Raw genomic sequence first — 17068 nt, 5'->3', positions numbered from 1 at the left:
TAGCGACGCGATTGCGACACGTTGTGGCGCGTATGAGGCTCGCCACTCGACGGTGGGGCGCCAGGTGCGGGCGCGTAGCCTCCCTACTTATGAGTACGAGTGCCGCTGACCCCTTGGCCGCCCTGGGTGCCCTGCCGGGCGTGCCCGATGCCGTGGAGTCCGTACGCAAGGCCGTCGACCGCGTCTACGGCCATCGGGTGATGCGCCGCCGGAGCAGCGAGATCACCTCCGAGGCCGCGCTGCGCGGCGCCCGCGCGTCGGCGGCGCTGGCGGGCGCCGACTGGGCGCTGGAGGAGGTACGCCGGCGCACGGACTTCAGCGGTGACGCGGAGGCCCGGACGGTCGGAGCGGCGCTGCGCCTGGGCGCCGAGGCGGGTCAGCTGCTGTCCATCTGGCGGCAGTCGCCGCTGCGCGTGCTGGCGCGGCTGCACCTGGTGGCGGCCGGCGACCCGGGTGACGTGGGTGCCTCCGGCGGGTCCGCGGCCGCGGTCGGCAGGCCTCGGCAGGAGGGCGAGACCGTTGACGAGCCGCTGATCCGGGCGCCGTTGCCGGACGCCGCCGAGGCCGTCGGCCGGCTGGAGGGGCTGGCGGACCTGCTCATCGCGGGCAGCTCGGCTCCGGCGCTGGTGACGGCCGCGGTCGTGCACGGCGAGCTGCTGGCGCTGCGGCCCTTCACCACGTACAGCGGCCTGGTGGCGCGGGCGGCCGAGCGCATCGTGCTGATCGGCAGCGGGCTGGACCCGAAGGCGATCTGCCCCGCGGAGGTGGGCCACGCCGAGCTGGGGCGGGAGGCGTACGTGGCGGCCTTCGACGGCTATCTGTCCGGAACGCCGGACGGCATGGCGGCGTGGATCGCGCACTGCGGGCGCGCGGTGGAGCTCGGCGTGCGCGAGTCGACGGCGGTCTGCGAGGCGCTCCAGCGCGGCGCCGCTTAGAAGCTGGGAGAAGGGTTGCGGCGGTACCGATATCGGTACCGCCGCTGGCACGTCCGCCGGGTTACCATGCGTCCTCGATATGTGCCCATCAGGCGGGGTGCTTTGCCCGACGCCTGGTGCGGCTGGCCCGTAATCGACGGGTCGACGTCGCGTGGGTGCTCGGCTTCTGTGCTTCGGTCCGTGGGGCCTTCTTGCTTAACAGGTGATCCTTTCGGAGCCTCTGGTCTCGCGGGCCGTTACCTCCTTTGTACTCCCGTCGGGGAGGAAGCGAAAGCCCTGGCTCCGCTTATTGGTTTTTCTTATCAAGCAGGGGCGAAGCGGGCGCACCTAAGGCCATCTGGCCGCGGTCTATGCCGACTGCCGCCGCCGGCTCGCGTACCAGACGAGCCCGGCCGTGGCCGCCGCCGCGCCCACCGCCGCCGCCGCGACCAGCGCCGGGCGGGGCGGCATCCGCAGTGCGGGCAGTCGCTGCTTGAGCCGCACCGGGCGGGTGAAGACGAGAACCGGCCAACCTCGGGCTGCCGCCTCGCGACGCAGTGCACGGTCCGGGTTGACCGCGTACGGGTGCCCGACGGTCTCCAGCATGGGTACGTCGGTGGCGGAGTCGCTGTACGCGTAGCAGCGCGACAAGTCGTACCCCTCCGACTCGGCCAGCTCCCGGATCGCCTCCGCCTTCGTCGGGCCGTAGGCGTAGTACTCGACCTCTCCGGTGAAGCAGCCGTCCTCGCCGACGACCATGCGGGTCGCCACGACCCGGTCCGCCCCGAGGAGCTCCCCGATCGGCTCGACGACCTCGGCACCGGACGTGGAGACGATCACCACGTCCCGGCCGGCGGCGTGGTGTTCCTCGATGAGCGAGGCGGCCTCGTCGTAGATGATCGGGTCGATCAGGTCGTGCAGGGTCTCGGCGACCAGTTCTTTGACCTGCTGGACGTTCCAGCCTTTGCAGAGTGCGGAGAGGTACTCCCGCATCCGCTCCATCTGATCGTGATCGGCGCCCCCCGCGAGGAAGACGAACTGGATGTAGGCAGTCCGCAGGACGGCGCGGCGGTTGATCAGGCCGCCTTGGTAGAAGGACTTGCTGAAGGTCAGAGTCGATGACTTCGCAATGACCGTCTTGTCCAGGTCAAAGAAGGCTGCGGTGCGCGGCAAGGAGTGGTTTTCCACGAGCCTGAGCATAGGTGCCCGCCATTCGGCGTACGCTGGGGCGCGTGGGTTTGCCTGAGAGGGCTCTCGGGTACACCATGGAAGTCACGGATCGTTCGCGACCGTGCTAACCCGGTCCGACTCCTCCCCCCCCGAGTCGGCCGGAGAAGACGACCCCCGCTCTCCCCCCCGGCGGGGGTCGTCGCATGTCCGGACGCGTTTTCGCACGTCGGGCCCCCTTGGCTGCGCTCATGCCGCCCTCCTCCGTGTCTCGGTCGCGCCCGTCCCCGACTCGATGCGTTCCTCACTCAGAGTAGCGGAAGTGCTGCGCTCCGGAAGTCGCTGGTATGGGCGAACGGGATATTCACAAGTGGCGAGTTGTCCACAGTTTCCGAGCAAGATCCACTTCTTTTCCGGAAGCCGTGCACGGTGATTCCAGCCGCGAAGTCCGCGGTCGGCGGGATTCAACGGATCTCGCCTCGCGTACGAACACCGTCGAAGGTGACGCGGAGACGGTGCGGAGGGTCCGCGAACGCGCCGCGAACATCGCGCGAATGAACGCCGCGACGACGCCTGCGCAAGGCCGGACGAAGTACGGGCGAAGTGCGGGCGGAGCGGCGGACGAAGTGCGGGACGAAGACCCGGCGAAGACCGGGATGAAGAGCTGGGTGAAGACAGTGAGCAGGGGGCGGAATTATGGCCGGATCACACACATCCGACGGAGCGCCGGCATCCGACGCGCGGCAGGCCGGGCCGCTGATCATCACGGAGGACGCGGAGCTCCTCGACGACCTGCTGCGGCTGTGCGCCGCGGCCGGCGCGCACCCGGAGGTCCACCCCACGGTGCCGGAGCACCGGGCGGCCTGGGAGAGCGCCCCGCTGATCCTGGTGGGGGACGACGCGGCCGTCGGGTGCCGCGGGGCCACACGCCGGAGCGGCGTCCTGCTCGTCGGCCATGACCAGGACGATCCCGGGGTGTGGCGGCGCGCGGTGGAGATCGGCGCCGACTGCGTGCTGCGGCTGCCCGACGCGGAGAGCTGGCTCGTCGACCGGATCGCGGACGTGGCGGAGGGCGTGGGGCGACAGGCGCTCACCGTCGGGGTGATCGGCGGCCGGGGCGGTGCGGGGGCGTCGACGCTGGCCTGCGCGCTGGCGGTCACCGCGGCCCGTGGTGGGCGCCGCACGATGCTCGTGGACGGCGACCCGCTGGGCGGCGGCCTCGACGTGCTGTTCGGCGGCGAGCAGGCGGAGGGGCTGCGATGGCCTGATTTCGCCGCCTCCAAGGGCCGGGTCGCGGCCGGGGCGTTGGAGGAGTCCCTGCCCTCCCTGCGGGGCCTGCGGGTGCTCAGCTGGGACCGGGGCGACGCCGTGACGATCCCACCCGAGGCGATGCGGTCGGTGCTCGCGGCGGCACGCAGGCGCGGTGGCGTGGTCGTCGTCGACCTGCCGCGCCGGATCGACGAGGCCACCGCGGAGGCGCTGGCGCAACTGGACCTCGGTCTGCTGGTCGTACCCGCTGAGCTGCGCGCCGTCGCGGGCGCAAAGCGGGTGGCGTCGGCGGTCGGCATGGTCCTGCGGGATCTTCGGGCCGTGGCACGCGGACCGTACGCCGCGGGGGTGGACGAACAGTGGATCGCCGATGTGCTCGGGCTGCCGCTCGCCGGTGAACTGCCCCTGGAACCGGGACTCATGGCCGACCTCGACGCGGGTGTCCCGCCGGGCGACGGCGCGCGCAGCCCGCTGGGGCGGTTCTGCACGGCGTTCTGGGAGCGCGCACTCGCCGGGGAGGGGGTGTCATGACGGCGGGCCTGCTGGAATCCGTACGTCGCCGGCTCGCGGAGAGCGGCTCGGAACCGACCCCGGCCGGAGTGGCGGCGGCCCTGCGGGCGCAGGGCAGGTTGCTGGGCGACGCCGAAGTGCTCGGAGCCGCCGAGGAGTTGCGGTCCGAGCTCGTCGGCACGGGTCTGCTGGAACCGTTGCTGACCGATCCCGCGGTGACGGACGTCCTGGTGTCGGCGCCGGACCGGGTGTGGGTGGACCGGGGCGGTGGGCTGGAGCTGACGGACGTGGCCTTCCCGGACGCGGCGGCCGTGCGCAGGCTGGCGCAGCGGCTCGCCGCGGTGGCCGGCCGGCGGCTGGACGACGCCCGGCCCTGGGTGGACGCCCGCCTGCCGGACGGGACGCGGATGCACGCGGTGCTGCCCCCGGTGGCGGTCGGTTCGACGTGTCTGTCGCTGCGGGTGGTCCGGCCGCGCGCGTTCTCCGTGCGGGAGTTGGTCTCGGCCGGGACGGTGCCGCCGGGCGGGGACCGGCTGCTGCGGGCGCTGGTGGAAGCCCGCGTCTCGTACCTGATCAGCGGCGGGACCGGGTCCGGCAAGACGACGCTGCTGTCGACCCTGCTGGGTCTGGTCGGTGAGGGCGAGCGGATCGTACTGGCCGAGGACTCGGCCGAGTTGCGGCCCGACCATCCGCACGTGGTGCGGCTGGAGGCGCGGCCGCCGAACCAGGAGGGCGCCGGCCGGGTGACCCTGCGGGACCTGGTGCGGCAGGCGCTGCGGATGCGACCGGACCGGCTGGTGGTGGGCGAGGTGCGGGGAGCCGAGGTGACCGACCTGCTGGCCGCTCTGAACACCGGCCACGAGGGCGGCTCTTGCACCGTCCACGCCAACACCGCGGCCGATGTGCCGGCGCGGCTGGAGGCGCTCGGCACGGCGGCGGGGCTCGACCGGGCGGCGCTGCACAGCCAGCTGGCGGCCGGCCTGTCGGTGGTGCTGCACCTGGCGCGCGACCGGGGCGGGCGGCGGCGGATCGCCGAGGTGCATGTGCTGGAGCGGGACCACCAGGGACTGGTGGTGACGGTGCCCGCGCTCCGGTGGGGCGCGGACGGGTTCCTGTACGAGCGGGGCTGGGAGCGGTTGCGGTCGCTGATCGGAGGTGCGCGGTGGTGACGGGACAGCCGGTGTACGCGGCGGCGGTCTGCGCCGGTGCGGCGGCGTGGCTCCTCATGGAGCGGCAGCGCGGTCTGCGGCGGACGCGGCTGCTGTTCGCCGGAGCGGGAGGGGAGGCATTCGCGGAAGGAGGCGCCGGGGAGCCCGCGCCCTGGTCCTGGCGGCGCTGGTGGCCGGCGCTGCGGCTGCGACGCGAATGGCTCTGCCTTGCGGCGGGCGGTCTGCTCGCGGTGCTCGGGGCCTCCGTACTGCCACTGCTGGCGGGCGGCGCGGCGGTGCCGCTGGTGCGGCGGCGGCTCGCGGCCCGCGAGCGCGCCAGGGCACGAGACCGGCGGGCTGAGGCGGTGATCGCGCTGTGCGGGGCCGTCGCGGCCGAGCTGCGCGCCGGATGGCAGCCGGGGCAGGCCCTGCGCTTCGCGGCCGGCTCCACGGGCGCGCTGGGTTCCGAGGAGGCCGCTGTCCTGGCGGCGGCGCGGTTCGGCGGCGACGTCCCGGAGGCCCTTCGGCGGGTGGCCCGGGAGGACGGCGCGGACGGGCTCGCCGGGATGGCTGCCTGCTGGCAGGTGGCGGCGGACGGCGGCGCCGGACTGGCGGCCGGCCTCGACCGGTTGGAGGCGGCCCTGCGGGAGCGGCGCGACCAGCGCGAGCGGCTGCGGGCGCAGCTGGCGGGCGCCTGGGCCACGGTAGGACTGCTGGCCGTCCTGCCGGTCGTGGGGCTGGCCATGGGCTGGGCCATGGGGGCCGATCCGCTGCGGGTGCTCCTGCACACTCCGGCGGGCGCGGGCTGCCTCGTCGTGGGCGGGCTGCTGGAGGCGGCGGGGCTGTGGTGGGCCGGCCGGATCGTACGGGCCGGGGAGGAGCCGTGAACGCCGAGTTCTTCCACAGGCTGGGGACGGCGCTCGCGCTCGCCGCCGCCGCGGTCTGGGCGGTGTGGTCGGTGGCGGCCCTGCGCCGTGAGCGCCGGGGGCGCGGGCGGATGGCCGCGCTGCTGGAGGCGCGCTGCACCCGGCGTCCGTCACGGCGACCGCTGTACGGGGCGTGGGCGCGGCGCTGGACGGCGCCCGTGGCCGCGGCCCTCGCCGGATACGTCCTGGTGGAGGGGCTCGTCGGCGGCGTGGTGGCGGTCGCGTGCGCCTATGGCGTACGGCGCTGGCAGCGGCGCCCGAGACGGCTGTCCGACGACGGGCGGGCGGCACAGGGCTTGCCGTTGGCGGCGGACCTGCTGGCGGCGTGCCTGTCGGCGGGTGCGGGGCCGCGCGAGGCGGCCGAGGCGGTCGGCGAGTGCCTGGGCGGCCCCGTCGGGGAGCGGCTGGCCCGTACGGCCGCCGAGCTGCGGCTGGGCGGCGAACCGGCCGAGGCGTGGGGCGGGTTCGCCGCGATACCGGGCGCCCAGGGGCTGGCCCGCTGTCTGGAGCGGGCGTCGGCCTCGGGCGCACCCGCCGCCGACGCGGTGTCCCGGCTCGCCGCCGGGCTGCGCGCGGAACGGGAGCGGTCGGCGGCGGCCCGGGCCCAGCGGGCCCAGGTGCTGATCACCGCGCCGGTGGGTCTGTGCTTCCTGCCCGCGTTCCTCGCGGTCGGGGTGGCGCCGGTGCTCGTGGGACTGGCCGGCGGATTGCTGTGAACGGGTGAACTTCGATTCGACGCAAGGGGGACTGTGATGTGGAAGCGGTTGAAGGCCGGGCTCGCCCGGCTGCGCGGGGACGCGGGCATGACTACGTCCGAGTACGCGATGGGGACGCTGGCGGCCTGCGCCTTCGCGGCGGTGCTCTACAAGATCGTCACGAGCGACGCGGTGTCGGGGCGGCTGGAGTCGGTGATCGGGAGGGCGCTCGATGCGCAGTTCTGAAGCCGCGCCCGCCGTCGGCGACCGGGGCTTCGCGCCCGCCGTCGGTGACCGGGGCTCCGTGACCGCCGAGGCGGCGGTGGCGGTGCCGGCGCTGGTGGCCTTCACGATGGCGCTGATCTGGGCGCTGGCGGCGGCCGCCGCGCAGATCCAGTGCGTGGACGCGGCACGGGCCGGGGCGCGGGCGGCGGCCCGCTCGGAGCCCCGCGAAACCGCCGTGGCGGCCGCCCGCTCGGCGGCCCCGACGGGGGCGCGTGTGTCGATGGAGCGGGCCGGGGAGCTGTGGCGGGTACGGGTGGAGGCCCCGGCGCCGGGGCCGGGCACGCTCGCCCTGACCCTGCGCGCGGAGGCGGCCGCGCTCGCCGAGGACACCGTGGGGGTGGAGCCGTGAGGAGACCGGCCCGGTCGCCGGCCCCGGCGGATGCCGGGAGCGCGTGCCGCCGCGAGGACCGGGGCGAGGTGCGGGGCGCCGCCGACCCGGCCCGGTCGCCGGACCCGGCGGATGCCGGGAGCGCGTGGCGCCGCGAGGACCGGGGCAAGGTGAGGGGCGCCGCCGACCGGGGTGTCGCCACCGTGTGGGTCGTCATGGCGGCGAGCGTGCTGTGCACGGTCTTCGCGGTGGTCCTGGCCCTGGGCCAGGCCGTGGCCGCCCGGCACCGGGCGGGTGGAGCGGCCGATCTGGCCGCCCTCGCGGCGGCCGACCTGGCCCTGTGGGGCGGCGAGCACGCCTGCGCCGCGGCGGCCCGGGTCGCCCGCGCCCAGCAGGCCGAGGTGGTGCGGTGCGCCGTGCGCGGCGAGATCGCCGAGGTGACCGCACGGGCCCGTTTCGGGCCGTACGCGCCGCAGGTCAGGTCGCGGGCGGGGCCTCCTCGGGGGCAGCCGGGGCTCCCCGCAGCAGTTCCGTGAGCAGGCGCACGGCGCCGCGCTTGTGCAGCGGGTCGTTGCCGTTGCCGCACTTGGGCGACTGGATGCAGGAAGGGCAGCCCGCCTCGCACTCGCACGACGCGATCGCCTCGCGGGTCGCGGTGAGCCACTCACGGGCGGTGTGGAAGGCGCGCTCCGCGAAGCCCGCTCCGCCCGGATGGCCGTCGTACACGAAGACCGTCGGCAGCAGGGTGTCCGGGTGGAGCGGGACGGACACCCCTCCGATGTCCCAGCGGTCGCAGGTGGCGAAGAGCGGCAGCAGGCCGATGGAGGCGTGCTCGGCGGCGTGCAGGGCCCCGCCCAGCTGCTCCGGGTTCACCCGGGCGGCGTCCAGTTGGTCCTCGGTGACGGTCCACCACACGGAGCGGGTGCGCAGGGTGCGCGGCGGCAGGTCGAGTTTCGTTTCGCCGAGCACCTCGCCGGTGATCAGGCGGCGGCGCAGGAAGGAGACGACCTGGTTGGTGACCTCGACGGAGCCGTAGCAGAGGCGCCCGTCGCCCCACGGGATCTCGGTGTCGGTCTCCAGTACGGAGATGGAGGTGGTGTCGCGGGCGGTGGTGGAGTACGGCGGATTGGCCTCCTCGACCAGGGCCACCGAGTCCTTCAGGTCCAGCTCCTTCACCAGGTAGGTGCGGCCCATGTGGAGGTGGACGGCGCCTTCGTGGACGGCGGAGTGGGAGGCGGGCTCGTCGACCGTGCCCAGCAGCCGGCCCGTGCCCGCCTCGACGATCCGGACGGGGCTGCCGCCCTCGCCCCGGATGTCCGTCAGGTCGGCGGCCCGTTCCCGGCGCGTCCAGTACCAGCCCGACGCGCGCCGCCGGAGCAGGCCGGCCGACTCCAGCTGCGGCAGCAGGTCCGGAACGGCCGGGCCGAACAGCGCCGTGTCGGACTCGGTGAGCGGTAGCTCGGCCGCCGCCGCGCACAGGTGGGGCGCGAGGACGTACGGGTTGTCCGGGTCGAGGACGGTCGACTCGACCGGCTGACGGAACAGCGCCTCGGGGTGGTGCACGAGGTACGTGTCCAGTGGGTCGTCGCGGGCCACCAGGATCGCGAGCGCCCCCTGGCCGGAGCGCCCGGCGCGGCCCGCCTGCTGCCACAGCGAGGCCCGGGTGCCGGGATACCCGGCGATCACGACGGCGTCCAGGCCGGAGACGTCGATGCCCAGCTCCAGGGCGGTGGTCGCGGCGAGCCCGAGCAGCTCGCCGGAGTGCAGGGCCCGCTCCAGCGCCCGGCGCTCCTCGGGGAGGTAGCCGCCCCGGTAGGCGGCGACCCGCTGGGCCAGCGAGCGGTCGACCTCCGCCAGGCGCTCCTTCGCGATGACGGAGATCAGCTCGGCGCCGCGCCGGGAGCGTACGAAGGCGACCGACCGGACGCCCTGGACGGTCAGGTCGGTCAGGAGGTCGGCGGTCTCCGCGGTGGCGGTACGGCGGACCGGGGCGCCCTGTTCGCCCTGGAGTTCGGTCAGCGGCGGTTCCCACAGGGCGAAGACCAGCTCGCCGCGCGGCGAGGCGTCGTCGGCGACCTCGGCCACGGGCAGACCGGTGAGGCGCCCGGCGGCCAGGGCCGGCTGGGCGGCGGTGGCGGAGGCGAGGAGGAAGACGGGGGAGGAGCCGTAGCGGGCGCAGAGGCGGCGCAGGCGCCGCAGCACCTGGGCGACGTGGGAGCCGAAGACGCCCCGGTAGGTGTGGCACTCGTCGATGACGACGTAGCGCAGGGCGCGCAGGAAGGAGGACCAGCGGGGATGCGACGGGAGTATGCCCCGGTGGAGCATGTCCGGGTTGGTCAGCACGTAATTGGCGTACTGGCGGACCCACTCCCGCTCCTCGACGGGCGTGTCGCCGTCGTAGACGGCGGCCCGGACGCGGTTGCCCAGCGGGGCGGCCAGCGCTTTGACCGAGCGCCGCTGGTCGGCGGCGAGGGCCTTGGTGGGGGCGAGGTACAGGGCGGTGGCACCCCGGCCGTTGGGCGCCTCCGAGCCGTCGAGCAGCGCGGACAGGACGGGCGCCAGATAGGCGAGCGACTTGCCGGAGGCGGTGCCGGTGGCGATGACGACCGACTCCCCGTCGAGGGCCAGCTCCGCGGCGGCGGCCTGATGGGCCCACGGATGGTCGATACCGGCCGCCCCGATGGCCCTGATCACCTCCGGCCTGATCCGATCGGGCCAGAGGGCATGCCGACCCGCCCGAGGGGGCAGGTGCTCCGTATGAGTGATGCGCGCAGCCCGGTTCGCCCCCGCGGTGAGCCGGTCGAGGACCGTACCGGGGGAGGGGCGGGAGCCCACGTTCTCGGGAGGTCGACTGGGGCGGTGATTCATGGCCATCGGCACCGAGTGTGGCACCGGCCTGACCGACAATGCTCCCAAGGCGTCGTGCATGGCTGCTGGTAAGTGATTGAATGCCATCGCGGCTGGCGATCGGTCCCCGGGCTCCACTGGGGAGATCCGAGGGACGACCGCTCGATAGCAAGGTGCTGGAGGATCCGTGGACCTGTCCCTGTCGACTCGCACTCTGGGTGACCGTACGGTCGTCGAGGTCGGTGGCGAGATTGATGTGTATACCGCGCCCAAGCTGCGCGAGCAGTTGGTCGAGTTGGTGAACGACGGCAACTACCACCTGGTCGTCGACATGGAGAGCGTGGACTTCCTCGACTCGACCGGCCTCGGCGTGCTCGTGGGTGGTCTCAAGCGCGTCCGCGCGCACGAGGGTTCCCTGCGCCTGGTCTGCAACCAGGAGCGCATTCTCAAGATTTTCCGGATCACCGGTCTGACCAAGGTGTTCCCCATCCACACCTCGGTGGACGAAGCCGTCGCGGCGACCGACTGAGCCGGCCGGAGCCTTCCGGTACGAGCCTCCGGAGGCAGGGCCTCCGGAGGGAGCTCTCCGGGGCCCCGACCGTCGCCCGGGCCCGGTTTCGGAGCAGGTTTCCGGAACCAGGTCGGGACAAGACCGGGCCGGAAGGGCCCTTCGAGGGCGCACACAGCCCCCGCGAGGAGCCGACCTCCGGAGGGCAGGGCAGAGGTGCCGGGCGTCCAGCCCGGTCCTCTCAGACGCACGCTCGCACGCTCTCATGTCCGAGGGGGATCGCATGGCCACCGTTGAACTCCGCTTCAGCGCCCAGCCCGAGCACGTCAGGACCGCCCGTCTGGTGGCAGCCGCCGTGGCGCGCAGGGCCGGAGTCGACGAAGCCGTGCTGGACGAGGTCCGGCTCGCCGTGGGTGAGGCCTGCTCCCGCGCGGTCGGGCTGCACCGCAGTAACGGCGTGACCGCTCCCATCCGCGTCGCGCTGACCGAGGAGGACAAGGCGTTCTCCATCGAGGTCGCCGACGACGTGCCGGGCGCGGCCGTCGCCGACGCCGACGCCGCGGGGGTTCCCCTCACCGGCGGCTCCTCCGTGCCCGCCGAGGACTTCGACGACGCGGAGGGCGAGGACGAGATGGGCCTCGCGGTCATCAGCGGGCTCGTCGACGACGTGGAAGTCTCGGCCGATGAGCACGGCGGCGTCATCCGGATGAGCTGGCCGGCGAGCCCCACCACCACGCTTCCCTGACCTCACCCACCGCACCCGTCACCGGTGGCGTGAGCAGTCTCGAAAGGCCCTGCTGAGCAGGGCCTTTTTCCATTTCCCGGGCAATGGTCGATCACTGGAATTGATCGTCGATCACCGTAGGGAAGATCAAAAGTATTACTGCGTTCGAGTGGTTTCCCGAAACCGATCATTTGCCGACCGGCCAAGGAAGGTCAATTCTGTTCTACGGCGCCCTGTTTTTGATCGGGTTCCGCTCCCTACAATCCGTCCACATCTTGAGCTCTTCTGACGTCAAGGAGGACGAATGGCGGGGCTCTTCGAAACACAGCTGTCCGGGCACCCCACTTCTCTCGCCGCCGCGGTACTCACCGACGAGAATCGCGTCATCGTGATCGTCATCGTGGCCGTGGCGCTCGCCGCGCTGGTCGTGGCCCAGCTCCTCGTACGGCAGGTCCTGGCCGCCGGTGAAGGCACCGACGCCATGAAAAAGATCGCGGCAGCCGTACAGGAAGGCGCGAACGCCTATCTGGCGCGGCAGTTGCGGACCCTCGCGGTCTTCGCCGTCGTCGTCTTCTTCCTGCTGATGCTGCTGCCGGCGGACAACTGGTCGCAGCGCGCGGGCCGCTCGCTCTTCTTCCTGGTCGGCGCGCTTTTCTCGGCGGTGACCGGATACATCGGCATGCGTCTGGCCGTACGCGCCAATGTGCGCGTGGCGGCGGCCGCGCGGGAGGCCACTCCCGCACCCGGCCAGCCGGAAAAGGATCTGACGGTCGTCTCGCACCGGGCGATGAAGATCGCTTTCCGTACGGGCGGCGTCGTCGGCATGTTCACGGTGGGCCTCGGCCTGCTCGGCGCCTCCTGCGTGGTCCTCGTCTACGCCGCCGACGCCCCCAAGGTGCTGGAGGGCTTCGGCCTCGGCGCGGCGCTCATCGCGATGTTCATGCGCGTCGGCGGCGGCATCTTCACCAAGGCCGCCGACGTCGGCGCCGACCTCGTCGGCAAGGTCGAGCAGGGCATCCCCGAGGACGACCCGCGCAACGCCGCCACCATCGCCGACAACGTCGGCGACAACGTGGGCGACTGCGCCGGCATGGCGGCCGACCTCTTCGAGTCGTACGCCGTGACGCTCGTCGCCGCGCTGATCCTCGGCAAGGCCGCCTTCGGCGACCTCGGACTGGCGTTTCCGCTGATCGTTCCGGCGATCGGCGTGGTGACCGCGATGATCGGCATCTTCGCGGTCGCCCCGCGGCGCGCCGACCGCAGCGGGATGACCGCCATCAACCGCGGGTTCTTCATCTCCGCGCTGATCTCGCTCGCGCTGGTCGCCGTCGCCGTCTTCGTCTACCTTCCCTCCTCCTTCGCCGCCCTCGACGGCGTCACCGAGTCGGCCATCCGCACCCACGACGGCGACCCGCGCGTCTTCGCCCTGGTGGCCGTCGCCATCGGCATCGTGCTCGCCGCCCTGATCCAGCAGTTGACCGGGTACTTCACCGAGACCAGCCGCCGCCCGGTCAGGGACATCGGCAAGTCGTCGCTGACCGGCCCGGCCACGGTCGTCCTCGCCGGCATCTCCGTCGGCCTGGAGTCCGCCGTCTACACCGCGCTGCTGATCGGGCTGTCGGTGTACGGCGCCTTCCTGCTGGGCGGCGCGTCGATCACGCTCGCGCTCTTCGCGGTGGCGCTGGCCGGCACCGGCCTGCTCACCACCGTCGGCGTCATCGTCGCCATGGACACCTTCGGCCCGGTCTCCGACAACGCCCAGGGCATCGCCGAGATGTCCGGCGACGTCCAGGGCGCCGGCGCCCAGGTCCTCACCGACCTCGACGCCGTCGGCAACACCACCAAGGCCATCACCAAGGGCATCGCCATCGCCACCGCCGTCCTGGCGGCGGCCGCGCTCTTCGGCTCGTACCGCGACGCCATCGCCACGGCGGTCGCCGACGTGGGAGCCCTGGCCACCGACCGCAATCTCGTCATGGACATCTCCCAGCCCAACAACCTGGTCGGGCTGATCCTCGGCGCCGCCGTCGTCTTCCTGTTCTCCGGGCTGGCGATCAACGCGGTGTCGCGGTCGGCCGGAGCCGTGGTCTACGAGGTACGCAGGCAGTTCCGCGAACACCCCGGGATCATGGACTACACCGAGAAGCCGGAGTACGGGCGCGTCGTCGACATCTGCACCAAGGACGCGCTGCGCGAGCTGGCCACGCCCGGCCTGCTCGCGGTCATGGCCCCGATCGCCGTCGGCTTCACCCTCGGTGTCGGCGCCCTCGGCGCGTACCTCGCGGGCGCCATCGGCACCGGCACCCTGATGGCCGTCTTCCTCGCCAACTCCGGCGGCGCGTGGGACAACGCCAAGAAGCTCGTCGAGGACGGCCACCACGGCGGCAAGGGCAGCGAGGCGCACGCCGCGACCGTCATCGGCGACACCGTCGGCGACCCCTTCAAGGACACCGCCGGACCGGCCATCAACCCGCTGCTGAAGGTCATGAACCTGGTGGCGCTGCTCATCGCGCCCGCCATCGTGCAGTTCAGTTACGGCGACGACGCCACCCCCGGCGTACGGGCGGGGGTGGCGGCGCTGTCGATCGTCGTCATCATCGCGGCGGTGTACGTCTCCAAGCGGCGCACCGTGTCGATGGGTGACGAAGACAACAACTCGCCGGAAAGGGTGGCGAGCAAGGCACCCGCGATCTAGCACCTGATCAGCAGGCGGGCGGCCGGAGCGAAATGACGCTCCGTCCGCCCGTTCGCGTGCCGGCGTGAGCCGTCTCTCCCTTGGTGCAAACGGTGCAAGAGCGCACGAAATGGTCGCACGACACGCGGATGTCGCCCACTTGGCGTGTATGTTCCGGGGCCGAGAGCCTTGGAAGGGACCGATCCGGTGAACAAGAAGCTTGCGGCCGCACTGTCCGGCGGTGCGGTACTGATGCTCGTGCTGTCGGGCTGCGGCGGCGACGACGAGGACGGCGGCAAGGTGGACGCCTGGGCCAAGAAGGTGTGCGACCAGGCGCAGCCGCAGATCCAGAAGAGGGCCAACGCCCAGCAGGCCATCATCTCCACGGCCGCCGACGGCAAGCCCGCCGACATCCAGGCCGCGGACTCGAAGGCCTTCCAGGACATCGCCGACGCCGACAAGGCGCTCGCCAAGGCCGTACAGGAGGCCGGCGCGCCGCCCGTCGAGAACGGCGAGAAGCTCCAGCAGGACGCGGTCAAGGAGCTCAACGACACCGCCACCGCGTACGAGGGGCTGAAGAAGCAGGTCGACGCGCTCGACCCCAAGGACCAGCGGAAGTTCGCGGACGGGCTGTCCGCCGTCGCCGACGGGCTGAAGCGCATCGAGAAGATGGACCAGGACGCGCTGGCCAAGCTGCAGTCCGGCGAGCTGGGCCAGGCGATGGCGAAGCAGCCCGGCTGCCAGAAGGCCAAGGCGACGGCCTCCCCGACGCCCCCGCCGGCCAAGCCCGGCTCCGCCGCCTCGCCTTCGGCCGCGGCGGGCGCTTCCGTCGCGGCGAGCGCTTCGGCCGGCAGCGGCAAGGGCTCCGAGTAGCGCGACGCGCCCGCTCGCCTCAGGTCCGGCGCCACCGGTCCGCGGTCGGTTCGGCAGCCGCCTGCGGCCGGCCCGGCGCCGGGCCCATCGGCGCCGGGCCGATCGGCGGTTGTCGGTGGTGGCGGTCACAATGAACAGGTGAGTACGACCAGCCTTCTCGCCAGCCTCCCGGTGCCCGACCGCGCCGCCCGCCTCCGCGATGCCCTGCTCGCGGCCGACTTCACCGCAGACGGGCTGCTGGAGCGCCTCGGCGCAGCCGCCTACGCCGCGCTCGCCCGCAGCGAGACGGTGCCCGCCCTGCGCGCCACCCGCGGGGACGGGCCGCTCGACACCCTCGTACGGCTGTTCCTGCTCCAGCGGCCCGTGCCGCGGGACCGGGCGCGCGCCGCGCTGCCGCTGGAGGAGGCGCTCGCCGACGGCTGGGTCGCCGAGGAGGGCGAGGAGATCCGCGCCACCGTGGACGTACGCCCGTACGGCGGCCCCGAGGGCGAGGACTGGTTCATCGTCTCCGACCTCGGCTGCGCCGTGGGCGGCGCCGGCGGGGCGAGCGGTCACGACGAGGGCGTGGTCCTCGGCGTCGGCGGCGCCTCCACCACGCTCGCCGGGATCACCGTGCGCACGCCCGTCGGCTCCGCGCTGGACCTCGGCACCGGCTCCGGCATCCAGGCGCTGCACGCCGCGCAGCACGCCACCCGGGTGACGGCGACCGACCTCAACCCGCGGGCGCTGGGCTTCACCCGGCTCACCCTCGCGCTGTCCGGGGCGCCGGAGGCCGACCTGCGCACGGGCTCGCTCTTCGAGCCGGTGGGGTCGGAGTCGTACGACCTGATCGTGTCGAACCCGCCGTTCGTCATCTCTCCCCTGGCTGTGGGGGACCCCGGCGCCCGGCTGACCTACCGGGACGGTGGCATGGGCGGCGACGACCTGTGCCGCACGCTCGTCCAGCAGGCGGGTGACCGGCTCAAGGACGGGGGGTACGCGCACTTCCTCGCCAACTGGCAGCACGTCGAGGGCGAGGACTGGCAGGAGCGGCTGCGCTCCTGGGTGCCGCTCGGCTGCGACGCCTGGATCGTGCAGCGCGAGGTGCAGGACATCACCCAGTACACCGAGCTGTGGCTGCGGGACGCGGGCGACCACCGGGCGGGACGGGAGGCGTACGAGGCGCGGTACGAGGCGTGGCTGGACGAGTTCGAGGCGCGCAAGACCAAGGCCGTGGGATTCGGGTGGATCACGCTGCGCAAGTCCGGTGCCGAGCGGCCGTCGATCGTGATCGAGGAGTGGCCGCACCCGGTGGAGCAGCCGCTCGGCGAGGCGGTCCGCGCGCACTTCGCCCGCCAGGACTACCTGCGGTCGCGCGACGACGCGGCCCTGCTCGCCGACCACTTCGTGCTCGCCCCCGAGGTCGTGCAGGAGCAGGTCGGCCTGCCCGGCGCCGAGGACCCCGAGCACGTGGTGCTCCGTCAGCACCGCGGCATGCGCCGTGCCACCAAGGTGGACGCCGTCGGCGCGGGCTTCGCCGGCGTGTGCGACGGGTCCCTGAGCGCCGGGCGGATCCTCGACGCGATCGCCCAGCTGCTGGGGGAGGACCCGGTGCTGCTGCGGGACCGCACCCCGGAGGCGATCCGGCTGCTGGTGGAGGAGGGATTCCTGGAGCCGGCGGCCACCTGACAGGGGGCCGTGGGCCCGTCGAAAAGGGAGGAAACCGGCCAAGATCGTGAAGGCGGCCGCGCGGGTGAACCGGGCCCGTCCACCCCGCGCCGTTCACCCGCAATTCGCGCTCCTGACGTCCTGAGGTGTCAGCCTCGCCCCTGAGGGCACGCAGGCACCAGGGAACGGAACGGGGTACGGGCATGGAGAGCGGACCGGCCATCTTCGCCGGTGTGGCGTTCACGCTGTTCGGAGCGGCGCTGCTCGTGTGGACCGGAGCGCGCGTACTGCACCGCGCGCCGGTCGCGTACGGGGTCAGCCCGGTGGCGGCCGTCACCTTCGCGACCTGCCTCGGAGCGTCGTTCGTGATCCTCGGGGCGTGGTGCTTCGGCCGGGTCTGAAAACGATCCGGGAACCGATCCGAGAACCGGTCTCGACACCGAGCGGGAATCGAGCCGGGAACCGGTCCGGGAACCGCTCCCTGGAGGAGCGGGAGCCGCGGCGGACGCCGTGGCGAGTACCACGGCAGCAGCCGCCACCGGAGTCTCCGGGG

At 73.3% G+C, this 17068-nt stretch carries 16 protein-coding genes; 14 read left to right on the top strand and 2 right to left on the bottom strand.

Translation table 11 applies throughout. The features are described 5' to 3' along the window. Nucleotides 1–89 precede the first annotated feature (89 nt). Nucleotides 90–935: an oxidoreductase gene (locus tag AB0A69_RS24750; RefSeq protein ID WP_361425981.1), complete on the top strand. Its 846-nt coding sequence runs from the start codon at nt 90–92 to the stop codon at nt 933–935. 348 nt (nt 936–1283) lie between these two features. Here the strand turns inward: AB0A69_RS24750 and AB0A69_RS24745 are convergent, their stop codons facing one another. Next, complete coding sequence (locus AB0A69_RS24745) at nt 1284–2114, bottom strand: HAD-IB family hydrolase (RefSeq protein WP_361425978.1); 831 nt, start codon at nt 2112–2114, stop codon at nt 1284–1286. Between the two features lie 663 nt (nt 2115–2777). Between AB0A69_RS24745 and ssd the strand changes: the two genes are divergently transcribed. Genes ssd through AB0A69_RS24710 form a run of 7 tightly spaced genes read left to right on the top strand, consistent with a single transcriptional unit; the run spans nt 2778 to nt 7778 of the window. Continuing rightward, nucleotides 2778–3881, top strand: a complete 1104-nt coding sequence (ssd, locus tag AB0A69_RS24740; protein ID WP_361425975.1) for a septum site-determining protein Ssd — start codon at nt 2778–2780, stop codon at nt 3879–3881. Continuing rightward, nucleotides 3878–5029, top strand: a complete 1152-nt coding sequence (locus AB0A69_RS24735) for a TadA family conjugal transfer-associated ATPase (RefSeq protein WP_361425972.1) — start codon at nt 3878–3880, stop codon at nt 5027–5029. The genes ssd and AB0A69_RS24735 overlap by 4 nt, the downstream gene beginning before the upstream one ends. Beyond that, a complete protein-coding gene (locus tag AB0A69_RS24730; RefSeq protein ID WP_361425970.1) occupies nt 5026–5895 on the top strand; it encodes a type II secretion system F family protein in 870 nt (289 codons plus the stop codon). The genes AB0A69_RS24735 and AB0A69_RS24730 overlap by 4 nt, the downstream gene beginning before the upstream one ends. Next, nucleotides 5892–6650 (top strand): type II secretion system F family protein, encoded by a 759-nt coding sequence (locus tag AB0A69_RS24725; RefSeq protein ID WP_361425967.1) that lies wholly within the window; start codon nt 5892–5894, stop codon nt 6648–6650. The genes AB0A69_RS24730 and AB0A69_RS24725 overlap by 4 nt, the downstream gene beginning before the upstream one ends. A gap of 36 nt (nt 6651–6686) precedes the next feature. Continuing rightward, the gene (locus AB0A69_RS24720; RefSeq protein ID WP_361425964.1) at nt 6687–6875 is read left to right on the top strand and encodes a DUF4244 domain-containing protein; all 189 of its coding nucleotides are present in this window, start codon (nt 6687–6689) and stop codon (nt 6873–6875) included. Then, entirely contained in the window at nt 6862–7263 is a 402-nt protein-coding gene (locus AB0A69_RS24715) for a TadE family type IV pilus minor pilin (RefSeq protein WP_361425961.1), read from the top strand. Before AB0A69_RS24720 ends, AB0A69_RS24715 begins: the two co-directional genes overlap by 14 nt. Beyond that, entirely contained in the window at nt 7260–7778 is a 519-nt protein-coding gene (locus AB0A69_RS24710; protein ID WP_361425958.1) for an Rv3654c family TadE-like protein, read from the top strand. The genes AB0A69_RS24715 and AB0A69_RS24710 overlap by 4 nt, the downstream gene beginning before the upstream one ends. Here AB0A69_RS24710 and AB0A69_RS24705 read toward each other — a convergent pair. Further along, entirely contained in the window at nt 7720–10197 is a 2478-nt protein-coding gene (locus AB0A69_RS24705; RefSeq protein WP_361425955.1) for a DEAD/DEAH box helicase, read from the bottom strand. The two genes, AB0A69_RS24710 and AB0A69_RS24705, sit on opposite strands and share 59 nt — an antisense overlap. A gap of 79 nt (nt 10198–10276) precedes the next feature. Here AB0A69_RS24705 and bldG point away from each other — a divergent pair, with 79 nt between their 5' ends. The 6 genes from bldG (at nt 10277) to AB0A69_RS24675 (ending at nt 16916) form a co-directional block, all read left to right on the top strand. Then, nucleotides 10277–10618: an anti-sigma factor antagonist BldG gene (gene bldG, locus AB0A69_RS24700; protein WP_361425952.1), complete on the top strand. Its 342-nt coding sequence runs from the start codon at nt 10277–10279 to the stop codon at nt 10616–10618. A gap of 262 nt (nt 10619–10880) precedes the next feature. Then, nucleotides 10881–11342 (top strand): ATP-binding protein, encoded by a 462-nt coding sequence (locus tag AB0A69_RS24695; RefSeq protein WP_361425949.1) that lies wholly within the window; start codon nt 10881–10883, stop codon nt 11340–11342. Nucleotides 11343–11625: 283 nt separating this feature from the next. Beyond that, nucleotides 11626–14016: a sodium-translocating pyrophosphatase gene (locus tag AB0A69_RS24690; RefSeq protein ID WP_361425946.1), complete on the top strand. Its 2391-nt coding sequence runs from the start codon at nt 11626–11628 to the stop codon at nt 14014–14016. Nucleotides 14017–14202: 186 nt separating this feature from the next. Next, nucleotides 14203–14868: a small secreted protein gene (locus tag AB0A69_RS24685; RefSeq protein WP_361425943.1), complete on the top strand. Its 666-nt coding sequence runs from the start codon at nt 14203–14205 to the stop codon at nt 14866–14868. A 138-nt stretch (nt 14869–15006) separates the two neighbouring features. Continuing rightward, complete coding sequence (locus tag AB0A69_RS24680) at nt 15007–16536, top strand: class I SAM-dependent methyltransferase (protein ID WP_361425940.1); 1530 nt, start codon at nt 15007–15009, stop codon at nt 16534–16536. 182 nt (nt 16537–16718) lie between these two features. After that, a complete protein-coding gene (locus AB0A69_RS24675; protein WP_361425937.1) occupies nt 16719–16916 on the top strand; it encodes a hypothetical protein in 198 nt (65 codons plus the stop codon). The last annotated feature ends 152 nt before the right edge of the window (nt 16917–17068 follow it).

Origin of the sequence: Streptomyces sp. NPDC045431, assembly GCF_040646655.1 — a bacterium.
Lineage (GTDB): Bacteria > Actinomycetota > Actinomycetes > Streptomycetales > Streptomycetaceae > Streptomyces.
This window is presented reverse-complemented; position numbering and strand designations above follow the sequence as displayed.